This window comes from Citrobacter sp. KH_055_1, assembly GCF_057838705.1.
Genome location: NZ_CM174473.1, coordinates 1,241,391 through 1,259,004, shown reverse-complemented (window position 1 = coordinate 1,259,004; position 17,614 = coordinate 1,241,391). Strand labels below are relative to the sequence as shown.

Annotated in this window: 20 protein-coding genes; 5 read left to right on the top strand and 15 right to left on the bottom strand. The window is 52.8% G+C overall.

Annotated elements, in window-relative coordinates; genetic code table 11:
• The first annotated feature begins 41 nt into the window (after positions 1 to 41).
• Entirely contained in the window at positions 42 to 890 is an 849-nt protein-coding gene (locus AC3ITF_RS05915) for a MurR/RpiR family transcriptional regulator (protein ID WP_096756131.1), read from the top strand.
• Positions 891 to 945: 55 nt separating this feature from the next.
• Positions 946 to 1,206: a YfhL family 4Fe-4S dicluster ferredoxin gene (locus tag AC3ITF_RS05910; RefSeq protein WP_096756130.1), complete on the top strand. Its 261-nt coding sequence runs from the start codon at positions 946 to 948 to the stop codon at positions 1,204 to 1,206.
• Here the strand turns inward: AC3ITF_RS05910 and acpS are convergent.
• The 12 genes from acpS to rseD all read right to left on the bottom strand — a co-directional run bounded on the left by acpS (position 1,203) and on the right by rseD (position 10,832).
• Entirely contained in the window at positions 1,203 to 1,583 is a 381-nt protein-coding gene (acpS, locus tag AC3ITF_RS05905; RefSeq protein ID WP_115257753.1) for a holo-ACP synthase, read from the bottom strand. The two genes, AC3ITF_RS05910 and acpS, sit on opposite strands and share 4 nt — an antisense overlap.
• Positions 1,583 to 2,314: a pyridoxine 5'-phosphate synthase gene (gene pdxJ, locus AC3ITF_RS05900; RefSeq protein WP_096756128.1), complete on the bottom strand. Its 732-nt coding sequence runs from the start codon at positions 2,312 to 2,314 to the stop codon at positions 1,583 to 1,585. The genes acpS and pdxJ overlap by 1 nt, the downstream gene beginning before the upstream one ends.
• A gap of 11 nt (positions 2,315 to 2,325) precedes the next feature.
• The gene (gene recO / locus AC3ITF_RS05895; protein ID WP_096759353.1) at positions 2,326 to 3,054 is read right to left on the bottom strand and encodes a DNA repair protein RecO; all 729 of its coding nucleotides are present in this window, start codon (positions 3,052 to 3,054) and stop codon (positions 2,326 to 2,328) included.
• A 31-nt stretch (positions 3,055 to 3,085) separates the two neighbouring features.
• Entirely contained in the window at positions 3,086 to 3,991 is a 906-nt protein-coding gene (gene era, locus AC3ITF_RS05890; RefSeq protein WP_096756127.1) for a GTPase Era, read from the bottom strand.
• Positions 3,988 to 4,668 carry a ribonuclease III gene (rnc, locus tag AC3ITF_RS05885; RefSeq protein ID WP_003037579.1) on the bottom strand — a complete coding sequence of 227 codons (681 nt, stop codon included), beginning with the start codon at positions 4,666 to 4,668 and terminating at the stop codon, positions 3,988 to 3,990. The genes era and rnc overlap by 4 nt, the downstream gene beginning before the upstream one ends.
• A gap of 270 nt (positions 4,669 to 4,938) precedes the next feature.
• Positions 4,939 to 5,913, bottom strand: a complete 975-nt coding sequence (lepB, locus tag AC3ITF_RS05880) for a signal peptidase I (protein ID WP_096756126.1) — start codon at positions 5,911 to 5,913, stop codon at positions 4,939 to 4,941.
• 15 nt (positions 5,914 to 5,928) lie between these two features.
• Positions 5,929 to 7,728, bottom strand: coding sequence for a translation elongation factor 4 (gene lepA, locus AC3ITF_RS05875; RefSeq protein WP_096756125.1), 1,800 nt, complete (start codon positions 7,726 to 7,728; stop codon positions 5,929 to 5,931).
• 265 nt (positions 7,729 to 7,993) lie between these two features.
• Positions 7,994 to 8,458, bottom strand: coding sequence for a SoxR-reducing system protein RseC (gene rseC, locus AC3ITF_RS05870; protein WP_115257751.1), 465 nt, complete (start codon positions 8,456 to 8,458; stop codon positions 7,994 to 7,996).
• Complete coding sequence (rseB, locus tag AC3ITF_RS05865) at positions 8,455 to 9,411, bottom strand: sigma-E factor regulatory protein RseB (RefSeq protein ID WP_117343490.1); 957 nt, start codon at positions 9,409 to 9,411, stop codon at positions 8,455 to 8,457. Before rseB ends, rseC begins: the two co-directional genes overlap by 4 nt.
• Entirely contained in the window at positions 9,411 to 10,064 is a 654-nt protein-coding gene (gene rseA, locus AC3ITF_RS05860; protein WP_489176219.1) for an anti-sigma-E factor RseA, read from the bottom strand. Before rseA ends, rseB begins: the two co-directional genes overlap by 1 nt.
• 31 nt (positions 10,065 to 10,095) lie before the next feature.
• On the bottom strand, positions 10,096 to 10,671 hold the full coding sequence (rpoE, locus tag AC3ITF_RS05855) for an RNA polymerase sigma factor RpoE (protein WP_003037573.1): 576 nt from the start codon (positions 10,669 to 10,671) through the stop codon (positions 10,096 to 10,098).
• Positions 10,668 to 10,832: a rpoE leader peptide RseD gene (gene rseD, locus AC3ITF_RS05850; protein WP_135911581.1), complete on the bottom strand. Its 165-nt coding sequence runs from the start codon at positions 10,830 to 10,832 to the stop codon at positions 10,668 to 10,670. The genes rpoE and rseD overlap by 4 nt, the downstream gene beginning before the upstream one ends.
• Before the next feature lie 263 nt (positions 10,833 to 11,095).
• On the opposite strand from rseD, the gene nadB reads away from it, so the two are divergent.
• The gene (gene nadB / locus AC3ITF_RS05845) at positions 11,096 to 12,718 is read left to right on the top strand and encodes an L-aspartate oxidase (RefSeq protein ID WP_137361868.1); all 1,623 of its coding nucleotides are present in this window, start codon (positions 11,096 to 11,098) and stop codon (positions 12,716 to 12,718) included.
• On the opposite strand, the gene trmN is transcribed toward nadB, so the two are convergent.
• A complete protein-coding gene (gene trmN / locus AC3ITF_RS05840) occupies positions 12,703 to 13,440 on the bottom strand; it encodes a tRNA(1)(Val) (adenine(37)-N(6))-methyltransferase TrmN (protein WP_489176218.1) in 738 nt (245 codons plus the stop codon). The genes nadB and trmN overlap by 16 nt on opposite strands.
• 130 nt (positions 13,441 to 13,570) lie before the next feature.
• Here trmN and srmB point away from each other — a divergent pair, with 130 nt between their 5' ends.
• On the top strand, positions 13,571 to 14,899 hold the full coding sequence (gene srmB, locus AC3ITF_RS05835; protein WP_096756119.1) for an ATP-dependent RNA helicase SrmB: 1,329 nt from the start codon (positions 13,571 to 13,573) through the stop codon (positions 14,897 to 14,899).
• A gap of 125 nt (positions 14,900 to 15,024) precedes the next feature.
• On the opposite strand, the gene grcA is transcribed toward srmB, so the two are convergent.
• Positions 15,025 to 15,408, bottom strand: a complete 384-nt coding sequence (gene grcA / locus AC3ITF_RS05830) for an autonomous glycyl radical cofactor GrcA (RefSeq protein ID WP_096756118.1) — start codon at positions 15,406 to 15,408, stop codon at positions 15,025 to 15,027.
• A 317-nt stretch (positions 15,409 to 15,725) separates the two neighbouring features.
• On the opposite strand from grcA, the gene ung reads away from it, so the two are divergent.
• Positions 15,726 to 16,415, top strand: a complete 690-nt coding sequence (ung, locus tag AC3ITF_RS05825; RefSeq protein ID WP_489176217.1) for a uracil-DNA glycosylase — start codon at positions 15,726 to 15,728, stop codon at positions 16,413 to 16,415.
• 33 nt (positions 16,416 to 16,448) lie between these two features.
• On the opposite strand, the gene AC3ITF_RS05820 is transcribed toward ung, so the two are convergent.
• Positions 16,449 to 17,528 carry a tRNA/rRNA methyltransferase gene (locus AC3ITF_RS05820; RefSeq protein WP_096756115.1) on the bottom strand — a complete coding sequence of 360 codons (1,080 nt, stop codon included), beginning with the start codon at positions 17,526 to 17,528 and terminating at the stop codon, positions 16,449 to 16,451.
• Positions 17,529 to 17,614 lie beyond the last annotated feature (86 nt).

Sequence of the window (17,614 nt, the reverse complement as noted above, 5' to 3'; positions counted from 1 at the left end):
GTTGTTTTGTAATCGCCATCACGTTTTCGCCAGGAGACAGCATGAACTGTTTGATTCGCATTCGTCAGCGTTACCCTGACCTCGCACAAAGCGATAAAAAGCTTGCGGATTATCTTCTTACGCAACCAGATAATGTGCGTCATCTCAGCTCTCAGCAGCTAGCTTTTGAAGCGGGCGTTAGCCAGTCCAGCGTCGTGAAGTTCGCGCAGAAAATGGGCTTTAAAGGCTTCCCGGCCCTCAAATTGGCGATCAGCGAAGCGCTGGCCAGCAATCCCAATCCGCATTCGGTTCCGGTGCACAATCAGATCCGCGGTGACGATCCTATGCGACTGGTAGGTGAGAAGCTAATTAAGGAGAACGTAGCAGCGATGCATGCCACGCTGGACGTCAATAGCGAAGACAAACTGATGGAAAGCGTCACGATGCTGCGCACAGCCCGACGCATTATCCTCACCGGCATTGGCGCCTCGGGCCTGGTGGCGCAAAATTTTGCCTGGAAGCTATTGAAGATAGGATTTAATGCGGTCGTTGAACGCGATATGCATGCCCTGCTGGCGACCGTACAGGCGCTGGATTCAAACGATCTGCTGCTGGCCATTTCGTATAGCGGAGAGCGACGCGAACTCAATCTGGCCGCGGATGAAACATTACGCACCGGGGCAAAAATCCTCGCCATCACTGGTTTTACTCCCAATGCCCTGCAGCAGCGAGCCACCCGTTGCCTGTACACCATTGCCGAAGAACAGGCCACGCGCAGTGCCGCAATTTCATCAACGCATGCGCAAATGATGTTGACTGATTTACTGTTTATGGCGCTGGTGCAGCAAGATCTCGAACATGCCCCGGAGCGGATCCGCCACAGCGAAGCGCTGGTAAAAAAACTGGTTTGAGCAAAGAATGCGCGTATAATGCCCGCCCGATTTGTGATGTTTTGAGAGTTTCCTGATGGCCCTGTTAATCACTAAAAAGTGTATCAATTGCGATATGTGCGAACCCGAATGCCCGAATGAGGCCATTTCAATGGGTGACAGCATTTACGAGATTAACAGCGACAAGTGTACGGAATGCGTAGGTCATTACGACACGCCAACCTGTCAAAAGGTGTGCCCGATCCCCAATACTATTTTGAAAGATCCGGCACATATCGAAACAGAAGAACAGCTGTGGGATAAGTTTGTGTTAATGCATCACGCAGACAAGCTTTAACTCTCAATAATGACCGTGGCGCAGGCATAGTGACGTTCATCGGCCAGCGTCACGTGCATATGCATAACACCGAGCTTCTCCGCCAGTTTTAACGCCTCTCCCCATAACCGCAAACGCGGCTTGCCGAGTTCATCGTTGAACACTTCGAACTGATTAAATGCCAGCCCGTTACGAATGCCGGTGCCAAAGGCTTTTGCCGCCGCCTCTTTTACCGCAAAACGCTTCGCCAGAAAACGCACCGGCTGCTGATGCGTTTCCCAAATGGTCCATTCGTTGTCGCTGAGGACGCGTCTGGCCAGCCGATCGCCGGAACGGGAGATCACCGCTTCAATGCGCGCAATCTCCACGATGTCCGTGCCTAATCCCAGAATCGCCATTAGCCACGCGCTTCCAGCATTAGACGTTTCATTTCCACTACGGCGTCTTTCAGACCGCTCATCACCGCACGTCCGATGATCGCATGACCAATGTTCAGCTCGTGCATTTCCGGGATCCGCGCAATAGCTTTGACGTTATGGTAAGTCAGGCCGTGACCGGCGTTCACCTTCAGACCCAGGCTGGCAGCAAAGGTCGCAGCTTTGGCGATACGTGCCAGTTCGCTGGCCTGTTCAGCATCGGTTTTCGCATCAGCATAGCAGCCGGTGTGAATTTCAATATACGGCGCGCCAACATCAGCAGCCGCTTTAATTTGTTCTTCATCGGCATCGATAAACAGCGAGACCAGGATCCCCGCATCCGCCAGACGCTTGCAGGCATCACGCATTTTGTCGCGTTGACCCGCCACATCCAAGCCGCCTTCAGTGGTGACTTCCTGACGTTTTTCCGGCACCAGGCAGCAGAAATGCGGCTTGGTTTCAACCGCGATGGCCAGCATCTCTTCCGTCACCGCCATTTCCAGATTCATACGTGTATCCAGCGTTTGACGCAGAATTCGCACGTCTCTGTCAGTAATATGACGACGGTCTTCACGCAGATGAACGGTGATCCCATCCGCCCCCGCTTGCTCAACGATAAATGCCGCCTGAACCGGGTCCGGGTATGCGGTGCCGCGTGCGTTACGTAAAGTGGCAATGTGGTCAATGTTGACGCCTAACAGTAATTCGGCCATGACAATCCTCGTTAATCATTATTTGTTTTTACTGCGCGTTTTGGTAAAAATTGCCGGAACAGTTCCCGGCTTTTTAACGGCTTACCACCAAGATACGGCTTTAACGCCATGCGGGTAAAGCGTTTCGCGGCACGTAACGTATCGGCATCCGGAAATTCACGCGATGCAAGTGCTTTGAGATGGCGTCCGGTAAAGGTGTTGTTATCAATAACGATGCTGGCGATAAACCCTTTTTCTTCCCGATAGCGATAGGTCATGGTGTCGTCCACCGGTTCACCGCTGCCCGCACAGTGGGCAAAATCCACGCCGTAGCCCAGATGACCGAGCAACGCCAGCTCAAAGCGACGCAGGGCGGGCTCTGGTGAACCGGATGTGCCTGCCAACGCCTGGATACAGTTCAGGTAATCGAAAAAGAGTTCAGAAAAGCGGGTCTCGTACTCAAGCACGCGAGAAATGAGTTCGTTGATATACAGACCGCTGTACAGCGTGATTCCGCTAAGCGGGAGTGCCAGAGAGACGGCTTCAGCGCTACGTAGGGTTTTGACCTCACCACGTCCACCAAAGCGAAGTAATAATGGGGTAAAAGGCTGGAGTGCGCCTTTCAGATTGGAACGTTTGGAACGTGCGCCTTTAGCCACAAGGCGCACGCGACCCGACTCTTCCGTGAAAACGTCCAGCACTAAACTGGTTTCGCTCCAGGGGCGACTATGCAGGACAAATGCGCGTTGCCATCCATCCATCATAATACTCGTCGTCTTTCAGAGGAAGGGTTTAGACGTCGTCGCCGTAACCGAGACTGCGCAGCGCGCGTTCGTCATCGGCCCAGCCAGATTTCACTTTCACCCACAGTTCAAGGTGCACAGGCGCTTCGAACATTTCCTGCATGTCTTTACGTGCTTCAATACCGATGGTTTTAATTTTGGCCCCTTTGTTGCCAATTACCATCTTCTTCTGCCCTTCGCGTTCGACAAGGATCAGGCCGTTGATATCGTAGCCGCCACGTTCGTTAGGGATAAAGCGCTCAATCTCAACGGTCACAGAATACGGCAGTTCAGCACCGAGGAAACGCATCAGCTTTTCACGGATGATTTCAGAGGCCATAAAGCGCTGCGAGCGGTCGGTGATGTAATCTTCCGGGAAGTGATGAATCGCTTCCGGCAGATGCTTACGCACGATGCCCGCAACGGTATCGACATTCATGCCGGTTTCGGCAGACATCGGTACGATGTCGAGGAAGTTCATCTGGCTTGCCAGGAACTGCAGGTGCGGCAGCAGATCGGCTTTTTCCTGGACGTTATCCACTTTGTTGACCGCCAGGATAACCGGAGCTTTACCGTCACGCAGTTTGTTCAGCACCATTTCGTCGTCCGGCGTCCAGCGCGTGCCCTCTACGACGAAAATAATCAATTCAACGTCACCAATAGAACTGCTGGCCGCTTTGTTCATCAGGCGGTTGATGGCACGCTTTTCTTCCATGTGCAGGCCCGGGGTATCAACATAAATAGCCTGATACGCGCCTTCGGTATGAATACCGACAATGCGGTGACGGGTCGTCTGCGCCTTACGGGAGGTAATGGAAATCTTCTGCCCAAGCAGATTATTCAACAGGGTGGATTTACCAACGTTCGGGCGACCGACGATGGCAATAAATCCGCAATAGGTTTTTTCTTCGCTCATTCCAGCTCCAGTTTTTTCAACGCCTGTTCGGCGGCAGCCTGCTCAGCCTTACGACGGCTCGAACCTGTGCCAACCACCGGTTCACTCAGGCCGCTAACCTGGCAGTGGATAGTAAATTCTTGATCGTGCGCTTCGCCACGGACCTGTACTACCAGATAAGACGGCAGCGGCAGGTGGCGACCCTGCAAGTATTCCTGCAAACGCGTTTTCGGATCTTTTTGTTTGTCGCCCGGACTAATTTCATCCAGACGGGTTTGATACCAGTTAAGGATCAGTTGTTCAACAGTCTGAATATCACTGTCGAGGAAGACGCCGCCGATCAGTGCTTCGACGGTATCAGCCAGAATAGATTCACGACGGAAGCCGCCGCTTTTCAGTTCGCCCGGCCCCAAACGTAAACATTCGCCGAGATCAAACTCACGGGCTAATTCAGCCAGCGTATTACCGCGCACCAGCGTGGCGCGCATGCGACTCATATCACCTTCGTCCACACGCGGAAAACGATGATACAACGCATTGGCAATAACAAAGCTCAAAATAGAGTCGCCTAAAAATTCTAAACGCTCGTTATGTTTGCTGCTGGCACTGCGGTGAGTTAATGCCTGCTGCAACAGTTCCTGATGATTAAAAGTGTAGCCCAGCTTCCGTTGAAGCCGATTAATTACGATGGGGTTCATGCGATACCAATAAATGAATGCGTCAACAATCCAGCACACGAAACAGACCTGATATACATCACTCGGTTAGCCGTTTCGGCGTCGCCTGAATGCGCTTGTATACGAATCAACGCTGTTTCGTGTGCCGTGGCAACCTGACGGTGCCAACCTAAAACTACGGGGGAATATTCTATACACAACGACAAGGGATGTCGTTAGTCTGCGGGAATTTATCCGAGAAATAATTCACGTTGCCGCCATTATGACGACAACGTGAACGATTATCAGCAATTAATGAATACCACCAATACGGCTTAAACGAACACCGGTCGGCCATTCACCTTCTTGCTTGTCGAAACTCATCCAGATGCCCGTCGCTTTACCCACCAGATTCGCTTCCGGTACAAATCCCCAGTAACGGCTGTCCGCGCTGTTGTCGCGGTTATCACCCATCATGAAGTAGTGTCCCGGTGGAACAATCCAGGTCGCCAGTTGCTGACCCGGTTGGCGGTAGTACATCCCCACCTGATCCTGCGCGATTGGCACGGTCAGAATGCGGTGCGTCACCTCGCCCAGCGTCTCTTTACGTTCGGTCAGGCGAATACCGTTATCTTTCGTTTCGCTCAGCGGAAGTTCGAAGAAACCACTGGTCGCTTCGCCACCGTTACGACGTGCAAACGTCTGCACGAAATCACTCGGCTGAACGTCAGAGTACGTGACCGGCAATGCGTTTTGACACGCCTGACCGGAGCGGCATCCTGGCTGGATCGTGACCTCTTTCGCCACTGGATCGTACGTCACTTTGTCTCCCGGTAAACCGACAGCGCGTTTGATGTAGTCCAGGCGCGGATCCTCCGGGTATTTAAACACCACGACATCACCGCGTTTCGGATGGCCCGTTTCGATCAGTGTTTTCTGATAAATCGGATCTTTAATTCCGTAGGCAAATTTCTCCACCAGAATAAAATCACCAATTAACAGCGTCGGCATCATCGAACCCGATGGGATCTGGAACGGCTCATAAATAAATGAACGCACCACCAGTACAATCGCCAGTACCGGGAACACGGATGCTCCGGTTTCCAGCCAGCCCGGCTTCGGGGAGACTTTTTTCAGCGTTGCGTTATCCAGTGAATCACCCGCAGCGGCTTGTGCCGCTGCCTGACGCTCCCGGCGTTTTGGCGCAAAGATAAATTTATCTACGCACCATAAAATGCCCGTCACCAGTGTGGCAATCACCAGAATCAGGGCAAACATATTCGCCATGCCAACTCCTTAGGATTATTTGCTGTCTTTACCGACATGCAGAATGGCGAGGAACGCTTCCTGAGGCAGCTCGACGTTACCGATCTGCTTCATGCGTTTTTTACCTTCTTTCTGTTTCTGCAGCAGCTTTTTCTTACGGCTAATATCACCGCCATAGCACTTAGCCAGAACGTTTTTACGCAGCTGCTTAACCGTTGAACGCGCAATGATGTGCGTACCAATGGCTGCCTGAATCGCGATATCAAACTGCTGGCGTGGGATCAGTTCTTTCATCTTTTCCACCAGCTCACGGCCGCGGCTCTGTGAGTTATCACGGTGGGTAATGAGCGCCAGCGCATCAACACGCTCGTTGTTGATCAGAACATCAACGCGCACCATGTCAGAGGCCTGGAAGCGTTTGAAGTTATAGTCCAGTGACGCATAGCCACGAGACGTTGACTTCAGGCGGTCGAAGAAGTCGAGCACCACTTCTGCCATCGGGATTTCATAGGTCAGCGCCACCTGGTTACCGTGGTAAACCATGTTGGTCTGTACGCCACGCTTCTCGATACACAGCGTGATAACGTTGCCGAGATATGCCTGAGGCAGCAGCATATGACACTCAGCGATCGGCTCGCGCAGCTCATAGATGTTGTTCAGCGGCGGCAGTTTGGACGGGCTATCAACATAGATAGTCTCTTTACCCGTGGTTTCAACTTCGTAAACAACGGTCGGTGCAGTGGTGATCAGGTCCAGATCGTATTCACGTTCCAGACGTTCCTGAATGATCTCCATGTGCAGCAAACCAAGGAAGCCACAGCGGAAGCCGAAGCCCAGCGCGGTAGAGCTTTCCGGTTCATAGAACAGGGAGGCATCGTTCAGGCTCAGCTTACCTAACGCATCACGGAAGTTTTCGTAATCGTCAGAGCTGACCGGGAACAGACCGGCGTAAACCTGCGGTTTCACCTTTTTAAATCCTGGCAGCGCTTTATCTGCCGGATTACGTGCCTGAGTCAGCGTATCGCCGACCGGGGCGCCGAGAATATCTTTAATCGCACAAACCAGCCAACCCACTTCGCCGCACTTCAGTTCGGTACGGTCAACCTGCTTAGGCGTGAAGATCCCCAGACGGTCAGCGTTATACACCTGCCCGGTGCTCATCACTTTGATTTTGTCGCCTTTGCGCATGGTGCCGTTTTTAATACGTACCAGCGAGACCACACCCAGATAGTTATCGAACCAGGAGTCAATGATCAGCGCCTGCAGCGGGCCTTCCGGATCACCTTCCGGCGGCGGAATTTCGCGCACCAGACGTTCCAGAACATCGGTCACGCCGACGCCGGTTTTCGCCGAGCAGCGAACCGCATCTGTCGCATCGATACCGACGATATCTTCGATCTCTTCCGCTACACGCTCAGGATCGGCAGCCGGCAGGTCAATTTTGTTCAGTACCGGCACCACCTCGAGATCCATTTCCAGGGCGGTATAGCAGTTAGCCAGCGTTTGCGCTTCAACACCCTGTCCGGCGTCAACCACCAGCAGAGCGCCTTCACAGGCGGCAAGCGAGCGCGAAACTTCATACGAGAAGTCAACGTGGCCCGGCGTGTCGATAAAGTTAAGCTGGTAGGTTTCACCATCAGATGATTTGAAATCGAGCGTCACGCTCTGCGCTTTGATAGTAATACCGCGCTCACGCTCAAGATCCATCGAGTCGAGAACCTGCGCTTCCATTTCACGGTCAGACAGGCCACCGCAGATCTGGATAATACGGTCAGACAGCGTTGATTTACCGTGGTCGATGTGAGCTATGATTGAAAAGTTACGTATGTTCTTCATATAGTGTAATTATTGTGCCTTACGCCTGCCTGGGCAGGCTTTGAGAAGTCGCTGTTCTGAGCTTAACGTCGGTTTAAGTGAAACGCCGCATTCTACACTACAACGCTGAGGCGAGGAAATGTTCATAGAGCAAGGATAGCGGGAACTGGAAACAACTTAGCAAAGTCAGTGAAACTTTTACCGAAGTACGGCGAAAGTGCCCTATCTGGCCTACGTAGTAACGGTCCTGTAGGCCTGATAAGCGCAGCGCCATCAGGCATATATATCACTGGTGTGTTTCGACGCGAAGAAGGTCAGGCGGGAGAGCAACATTGAGAATCACCGGTTGCCAGGCCTCACGTTCAGCCAGCTTGCGTGAGAAACCACGAGCAATCAGGAATCCACCCACACCGCCCAGTATCGCACCGCTTAACGCGGCGATATCGCTGCCAAACAATACCTGGAACAATGCGGCAAAAACAAACAGCCCCGCCAGCGGAGACAGATAGACTAACATTGCCGAGCCCAACAGGCTGCCTTCAGCAATGCCTAGCTCAACTTTCTGACCGGGAGCCAGCGGTTCAACGCTAGGCACCACAATGGTGTGCGTTGTCTGCGGTCCCAGTTTATTCAGCACACGGCTTCCGCATCCGGCCCTTGAGGCACAGCTGCTGCACGACGCTTTAACGTCACAGCTGACTGTCGCCAGGCCATTTTGCCAGGAAACAACCGTTGCCCACTCTTTGATCATTGTGCAGCCCTGAACTTGATATTGTCCGCGATGCGCTTCGCCGTTTGCGGCGGAAGTTCACCAACGATAGTGATTTCGGCATTATCTCGTACGCTGGTACTGACCGTGCGGCGTCCGGTACGCAGGAGCTGATCGGCGCTGTTTTGCTGCGCGCGGTTCACATTCACAGAGAAGCTGAACAGCCCGTCAGAATAAAGACGCGATTCAATCGGCATATTGTCCATCGTCGGCAGTGGACGACGGCTGCTAGAGACTTCACTGAATCCTTGCGGCAACCACGATGGGCTCCAGTTGAAGTTGGTTTTCTCGCCTGCGGGAACGGATAGCAACGGCGGCAGGTTGGCTTTTGCCAGCGTCTGCATGCTGTCTCCGACGCCGCTATTCACGGTAAAAGCGATCACGCGGAACTGTTCCAGCGTTTCGCCATCCCGGTCAAGAAGATCGACGCGCATCGGTAGCTTAGTTTCGGTGTCCATCCAGACAATGTAGCTGTAACGAGTCCCGTCACGCGCCACGACGCGGAGCACTTCACAAAGCCTGTCGGCAATACGTGTTCGGCCTACCGAGATAAAATCATAGTAGGGTGCGAGACGTTTAAAGTCGGTGTAAATCAGAGATGGCAGAGAATCAACAATATAATCACCGTTCAGCGTGAACGGTTCAAGCCCCGGCTCAAAATAGCTGATCTCATTCCCACGTTGTACGACTTCCCGGCGTGGTCCATCTAATTGCAACAGTTGTGCAAGCGGACGGTTATCCAGACGAGCATGTCGATAACGTAGGGATTCAACACCCTGTTTATTGATGCTGACGAAGGACAGCTCATAGGTGAGCGACTGGCTGGCCAGATTCATCTGCTGCAATAACGCCCCGGACGCAGGAGTGGCCGAGGCGTTGACAGAGAAGAACAGGCTACCAGCCACAAGTGACATGGCAAACCAAAGTTGCTTCATTACTGCGATTGCGTTCCTAAAGTTTGAATTCCTGGCACCTGTACAGCGGCTTGCTGTGTCTGTGCCTTCTCAAACTGAAGCTGTTCGGAGTGCAGTCGGCGCTGCAGTTCGTAATCCTGCAACATAGCATTGATACGACGACGCTGCTCCTGCACCTGCTGTTGCTGACCGCCGCTGCTGGCCGTCGCGTCAGAAGGTACACCCAAGCTCACCGGACTGGCTTTACCCATCATCGGTAATGTATTAAATACCGGCGTTTCGGGCTGCTGGGACGTTTCAGATTGCCCATTATAGTGCTGGACGCCAACGATAACTGCAAGCGATACGCACGCGGCCACACCCATTTGAGTAAGCTGAGCGGCCCACGGACGCATTTTCTTCCAGAATGGCATTTTCTGCCACTGATGTGGTGCTGGCTGGGCCTCAGGAATCAATGGCGCCGCCTGACGTACTGGCTCATCTGCGATGGCTGCCATTACTCGGTCGGAAATATCGAAATGGAGAACGTCGGCGGTATCACCTCGCATGGAATCGCGGATCAGGTGATAACTCTCCCAGGTTTTTTGCATTTCCGGGTCGTGAGTCAGCTCTTTGAGTAACTCAGTATCCAGCGTTTCGCCATCCATTAAAGCGGAAAGTTTTTCTTTCTGCATGCCTAATACCTTTTCCAGTATCCCGCTACCGTCAACGCCTGATAAGCGGTTGAACTTTATTATCAATAGCTTCCCTCGCTCGGAAGATACGAGAACGCACCGTACCCACCGGACAATCCATGATAGCGGCTATCTCTTCATAGCTCAGGCCATCCAGCTCCCGCAAGGTTATTGCCATGCGTAAATCTTCCGGGAGGGACTCAATAGTTCGGAAAACTATCTGTCTCAGTTCTTCTGACAACATTAAGTTCTCAGGGTTCGAAATTTCTTTCAGCGCACCGCCACTTTCGTAATTTTCTGCTTCTATCGCATCTATATCACTGGAAGGTGGACGACGCCCCTGAGCGACCAGGTAATTCTTCGCTGTATTGACTGCAATACGATACAGCCAGGTATAAAAAGCACTATCTCCCCGGAACGAATCCAGCGCACGATAGGCCTTAATAAATGCTTCCTGTACAACATCGGGAACATCGCCCGACGGTACATAGCGGGAAACCAGACTCGCCACCTTATGCTGATAGCGAACTACCAGTAAATTAAAGGCTTTCTGATCTCCCTTCTGGACCCGTTCTACCAGGACCTGGTCCGTTAACTGCTCGCTCATCCGAGGTAAAGTCTCCCCAAACCAAATTTCCACGCGCTTTCGAAACGCCACTCCATCAGCTGCACTATGAGCAAGCAATGACTTGGAGTGCTCAAGTTTCGTAAAGTTCCGTTACGCATTTGTTTTTGTTTGTCATGTTGTAGACAGGTCTTATCTCTCATTATAAGTCTACATAACCCGATCAACGCACTATCTGTACAGAAATGCCCATTAAACCGCTTGCAGAGTAACCCAACGGGCACTTTATTTCATCTCCTAATCTGACGCTAACGGCCTGCTACACAAAATATTTTTCATACTTTATCTCTCACTATGAATTTCTTTCGTGTTTAGCCATTGCAACACAATTAAAAATATAACGTGCAGTTTCGCACAATGTGGTGCTATGGTGACCAAACACTGTTTAGTAAATTAAACAACAATCATGAATACAACGCCTGAATTATCCTGTGATGTGCTGATTATTGGCAGCGGTGCTGCCGGACTCTCACTGGCTTTGCGCTTGGCTGAGAAACATCGGGTTATTGTCCTGAGTAAGGGGCCTGTGAGTGAAGGCTCTACATTCTATGCCCAGGGAGGCATTGCCGCTGTTTTTGATGAAACCGACAGTATCGATTCTCACGTCGAGGATACGCTGATTGCCGGCGCGGGATTGTGTGATCGCCATGCAGTTGAGTTCGTCGCCAGCAACGCCCGAACGTGCGTCCAGTGGCTCATTGATCAAGGCGTTTTGTTTGATACGCAGGTTCAGCCCAATGGTGAAGAGAGTTATCACCTGACCCGCGAAGGCGGCCATAGCCATCGACGTATCCTGCATGCGGCTGATGCCACCGGCAAAGAGGTCGAAACCACGCTGGTCAGCAAGGCACAAAATCATCCCAACATTCAGGTGCTGGAACGTAGCAACGCCGTGGACCTGATCATCTCCGATAAAATCGGCTTGCCGGGCACGCGCCGGGTAGTTGGCGCATGGATCTGGAACCGTAATAAAGAAGCCGTCGAAACCTGCCATGCCAAATCCGTCGTGCTGGCCACCGGTGGTGCATCGAAGGTCTATCAGTACACCACCAATCCGGATATCTCCTCCGGCGATGGAATTGCGATGGCCTGGCGCGCAGGGTGTCGTGTCGCCAACCTCGAATTTAATCAGTTTCACCCCACCGCGCTGTATCACCCGCAGGCGCGCAATTTTCTACTGACTGAAGCGCTGCGTGGCGAAGGTGCCCATCTGAAGCGCCCGGACGGCTCACGCTTTATGCCCGACTTTGATGAGCGTGGTGAACTGGCGCCGCGCGATATCGTGGCGCGTGCTATCGATCATGAAATGAAGCGTCTGGGTGCGGACTGCATGTTCATCGACATCAGTCATAAACCGGAAGAATTTGTCCGCCAGCATTTTCCGATGATTTATGAAAAGCTGCTGGGCCTGGGGATCGACCTGACCAAAGAGCCAGTGCCTATCGTGCCAGCTGCGCACTATACCTGCGGTGGCGTGATGGTCGATGATTATGGACGGACTGACGTCGATGGTCTGTATGCCATCGGCGAAGTGAGCTACACCGGGCTGCATGGTGCAAATCGTATGGCGTCTAACTCACTGCTGGAGTGCCTGGTCTACGGCTGGTCTGCAGCTGAAGATATTGATCGTAGAATGCCCTACGCACGTAGTGTAAGCACGCTTCCGGGTTGGGATGAAAGCCGGGTGGAAAATCCGGATGAGCTGGTTGTCATCCAGCATAACTGGCATGAACTGCGGCTATTTATGTGGGATTACGTTGGCATTGTACGCACCACTAAACGTCTGGAGCGAGCCCTGCGGCGTATCACGATGCTGCAACAGGAAATCGACGAGTATTACGCCCATTTCCGCGTGTCGAACAATTTACTGGAGCTGCGCAATTTGGTGCAGGTTGCCGAGCTGATTGTGCGCTGCGCAATGATGCGTAAAGAGAGCCGGGGCCTGCACTTCACGCTGGATTATCCAGAGCAGTTGCCTGAATCCGGCCCTTCTATTCTTTCGCCGCTTAGCCATCACATAAACAGATAAAATGCCTGGGTCAGCGCGGTGTAACCTTCTGAGTAACGCTGGTCTGGCCCACGGATCACTAATCTGTCGCTAAAGCACTCCCCGGCCTGCGGGGAGAAAGCCAGCAGGACCCGATGCGGCAGCCGGGCTTCGGTTTCCGCCACATCCGTACGCAGACGCAGATGCCATCCCATGTTTAATGCCTGCTGGGTAAAAGCGTTACCAATCTGCTCCGGCAGTACCACGCAAAAAAAGCCCTCTTCTGTAATACTGTCCGCCGCCAGCGTTATCAGCGCCGCATGATCGAGCGTCGTGGTATAACGTGCCTGCTCGCGCTGTGGCGAACCACACTCCACGCCTTGCTCATAATAAGGGGGATTACTGATAATCAGATCAAAGCGCACGGTCTGGCGAGGTATCCACCGTTGAGCATCTTCAGTATGGATCCGGATACGCTGCCCCCACGGAGATTGCGCGATGTTTTCCTCTGCCTGTTGCGCGGCGTCAACATCCAGCTCCACCGCATCAATCAGGACGCTGTTATCTGTACGCTGGGCCAGCATCAGTGCTAACAAACCACTCCCGGTGCCGATATCAAGGATCCGCTTTACGCCTGCGACAGGGGCCCAGGCCCCCAATAAAATTCCGTCAGTCCCAACTTTCATTGCACAACGATCGTGTGCCACAAAAAACTGTTTAAAGGTAAACCCATTACGTCGAAGTACTGATGAAGACTGGGGCATGAAAAACAACCTTCCTGGAAAAAAAACGATAACATAGGATAAAAACAATACCTGAGAAGGTATATCCATACAAACAGATGAAGATTGCAGCCGTAACGTCTATAATCAGCGCCCCACACAGAGGTAGAACATGACTGTAACGACTTTTTCCGAACTTGAACTCGATGAAAGCCTGCTGGATGCCCTCCAGGAAAAAGGTTTCACTCGCCCGACAGCTATTCAGGCAGCCGCCATTCCACCTGCGCTCGATGGCCGTGATGTACTCGGTTCTGCGCCGACAGGCACCGGTAAAACGGCGGCATATTTGCTGCCAGTGTTGCAGCACCTGCTCGACTTTCCGCGCAAAAAATCAGGTCCACCGCGCGTTTTAATTCTGACGCCGACCCGTGAACTGGCAATGCAAGTTGCCGATCACGCCCGTGAACTGGCGAAGAATACGCATCTGGATGTCGCCACCATCACCGGCGGCGTGGCCTACATGAACCATATGGAAGTGTTCAGCGAAAATCAGGACATCGTGGTCGCGACCACCGGGCGTCTGCTGCAATACATTAAAGAAGAGAACTTCGACTGCCATGCGGTTGAAACGCTGATCCTCGATGAAGCCGACCGTATGCTGGATATGGGCTTCGCGCAGGATATCGAGCATATTGCCGGTGAAACCCGCTGGCGCAAGCAGACCATGCTGTTCTCTGCCACTCTGGAAGGCAATGCGGTTAAAGATTTTGCCGAGCGCCTGCTGGAAGATCCGGTTGAGGTTTCTGCGGATCCATCCACCCGCGAACGTAAGAAGATCCATCAGTGGTACTATCGTGCCGATGATATCGAACACAAAACAGCGTTGCTGATTCACCTGTTAAAACAGCCTGAAGCAACGCGTTCTATCGTCTTTGTGCGTAAACGCGAGCGCGTGCACGAGCTGGCTGGCTGGCTGCGCCAGGCGGGGATCAACAACTGCTATCTCGAAGGCGAGATGGTACAAAGCAAGCGTAACGAAGCGATCAAACGCCTGACCGATGGTCGTGTGAATGTGCTGGTTGCCACCGACGTTGCGGCACGCGGTATCGACATTCCTGATGTCAGCCACGTGTTTAACTACGACATGCCTCGTAGTGGCGATGCCTATTTGCACCGTATTGGCCGTACCGGTCGCGCAGGCCGTAAAGGCACCGCCATTTCTCTGGTAGAAGCGCACGACCACCTGCTGCTCGGCAAAGCGAGTCGCTATGTCGACGAGCAGCTAAAGCCGCGCGTGGTTGACGAACTGCGTCCAACAACGCGCGCGCCAAGTGAGAAGTCTAACGGTAAGCCATCCAAGAAAGTGCTGGCGAAACGTGCAGAGAAAAAAGAGAAAGATAAAGAGAAGCCGCGCGTGAAGAAACGTCACCGCGACGCCAAAAATATCGGCAAGCGTCGCAAGCCGAGCGCAGCTGCCGCGCCGCAGTCTGACAAAGAGTAAACGGTATGCCGGGTTAATGAACCCGGCATTTTTTTACCTTCTTTCAACGACAAAAAAGCGGAACATGCCAGTGCATGTTCCGCTTTTTTTATTATCTGATTACCGGGGGTATAACCCCGCGAGCCTTACAGGCTCTCAGTAAAGGTACGGGCAATAACGTCGCGCTGCTGTTCTGGAGTCAGTGAGTTGAAACGCACCGCATAACCAGAAACACGAATAGTCAGCTGCGGGTATTTTTCCGGGTGCTTAACCGCATCTTCCAGCGTTTCACGACGCAGAACGTTAACGTTCAGGTGCTGGCCACCTTCTACGCGAACTTCTGGCTGTACGTCTACCGGTACTTCACGGTATTCGATTTCGCCCAGTTTGCTGACGGCAACGACTTCATCAGCAGAGAAACCTGCTTTAGCAACGATGCAGCGTGCTTCGCCTTTTTCGCTGTCCAGCAGCCAGAAAGAGTTCAGCAGGTCGTCGTTTGCAGCTTTAGTAATCTGGATACCTGTAATCATGTTGATGCCTCCCCGGCAAAATTATTTGATTTCGGTTGGCCGTCGCGCGGCCAATTGGTAAAACCATTGTTGCTTGAGTGTATATATACCCCTCGCACACCCTTGATTCCTTGATTTAAATCAATAAAAACCACACACGCAAAGTGGTGATGAGTGGATTTTATTGTTTTACATCAACTTACGCTATGCGTGTAGATAAAATTTTTACATAAATTTTCAACTATCTTTAAGGGGTAGTCCCTTGAGAATCGTAGAGAATTTTGTGCCCCAGAGAGAAGCAGTTAAGCTAGGGGGAATGAAATTCGCAGGAGAGCGAGATGACTACCGAATTAACCTGGCACGATGTGCTGACCGAAGAAAAACATCAACCCTATTTTGTTAACACTTTGCATACCGTCGCCGGTGAACGCCAGTCAGGCATGACGATTTACCCGCCGCAAAAAGATGTGTTTAACGCATTTCGCTTTACCGAGCTTGGCGATGTGAAAGTTGTCATCCTGGGACAGGACCCTTACCACGGTCCCGGCCAGGCGCATGGCCTCGCGTTTTCTGTGCGCCCAGGCGTAGCCACTCCACCGTCATTACTGAATATGTATAAAGAACTCGAAGCGACGGTCCCGGGCTTTACACGCCCCACGCACGGGTATCTGGAAAGCTGGGCACGTCAGGGGGTACTGTTACTGAACACCGTCCTTACCGTCCGGGCAGGACAGGCACATTCGCATGCCAGTCTGGGCTGGGAAACCTTTACGGATAAAGTCATTAGCCTGATTAACGAGCACCGTGAAGGCGTGGTGTTTTTACTCTGGGGCGCGCACGCGCAGAAGAAAGGGGCCATTATTGACGCGCAGCGTCACCATATTCTGAAAGCGCCGCATCCGTCTCCGCTCTCGGCACACCGCGGATTCTTTGGCTGCAATCACTTTGTTCTGGCAAATGAGTGGCTGGAAAAACGCGGTGAAAAACCGATCGACTGGATGCCGGTGCTGCCGGCTGAGAGCGAGTAAAAAAATGCCAGCGATTCGCTGGCATTTTTACTATCAGGCTTTGTTCTGACGCCACCACTCCGCGAGCAGGACGCCCGTCGCGACGGAGACATTGAGCGTTTCTACATTGCCCGTACCGTCGATGGCGACGCACAAATCGTCTGCAGAACATGCTGCTTCCGGTAGCGCATCACGCTCGCGGCCTAACACCAGCACCATTTTTTCTGGCAGCGTGGTGTTGAACAACGGCTTACCTTTGTCGCTGGAGGTCATCACGACCGTGTAGCCTGCTTTGCGGAAATCATCCAGCACATCCACAATACTGTCGCCAGTGATCGGTTGCACGTGCTCGGCACCGCCTTCCGCGGTACGGATAGCTGCACCGGATTCCAGCAGCGCGGCATCCTGTACGACCACGCCTTTCACACCGAAGTGAGCGCAACTGCGCATCATGCCGCCCAGGTTATGCGGGTTGGCGATATCTTCCAGCGCCAGTACGCAATCCTGCGCCCCCGCCTGGCCAACCCACTGCTTAACGGTTGTACCGTTACGTTTTTTAATCAGGAAACACACGCCGCCATGGTGTTCAGTACCGGAAGCTTTCGCCAGTTCGGCTTCGTCAACCACGTGGTAGGCTTTGCGGTTTGCCGCCATCCAGCGTAATGCTTCTTTAAATCGTGGTGTCACGCTCTGGACAAACCAGGCGCGGACAATGGCGTCCGGACGGCTCTGGAACAACGCCTGACAGGCATTCTCACCGTAAACGCGGGTTTCTTCCGCACGCTGACGACGTAATACTTCAGGATCGATAAAGCTCTTGCCGCTGATCCCACCGTGATCGGCTTTTTCCGCTACGTCATCGCTCGGCGCGCGGGATACGGTACGCCACGGTGAGTCTTCACGTTTACGGTCGCGTTCAACATCGCGGTCACGTCCACGATCGCGGCCACGTTCACTGTTCGGACCCTTTCTGTCATCACGGGCAGGGCGACGACCGCCTTCGGCTCGGGAAGTACCTGGGCGACCGCCGCCTTTACCGGTACGTGGATTTTGGGTGCGCTTGTCCGAGTCATCGTCACTGCGGACGTACATCACTTTGACCTTGCCGTTTTTGTTCTTCAGTTCGTCGCTCATTTCTTTTCTCCACCTGCTCTGCGCGAAGCGCGCAGATTACCCGATGTGCACGTCGTTAGCCATTATTTCATTTAAAAGCTTATGAC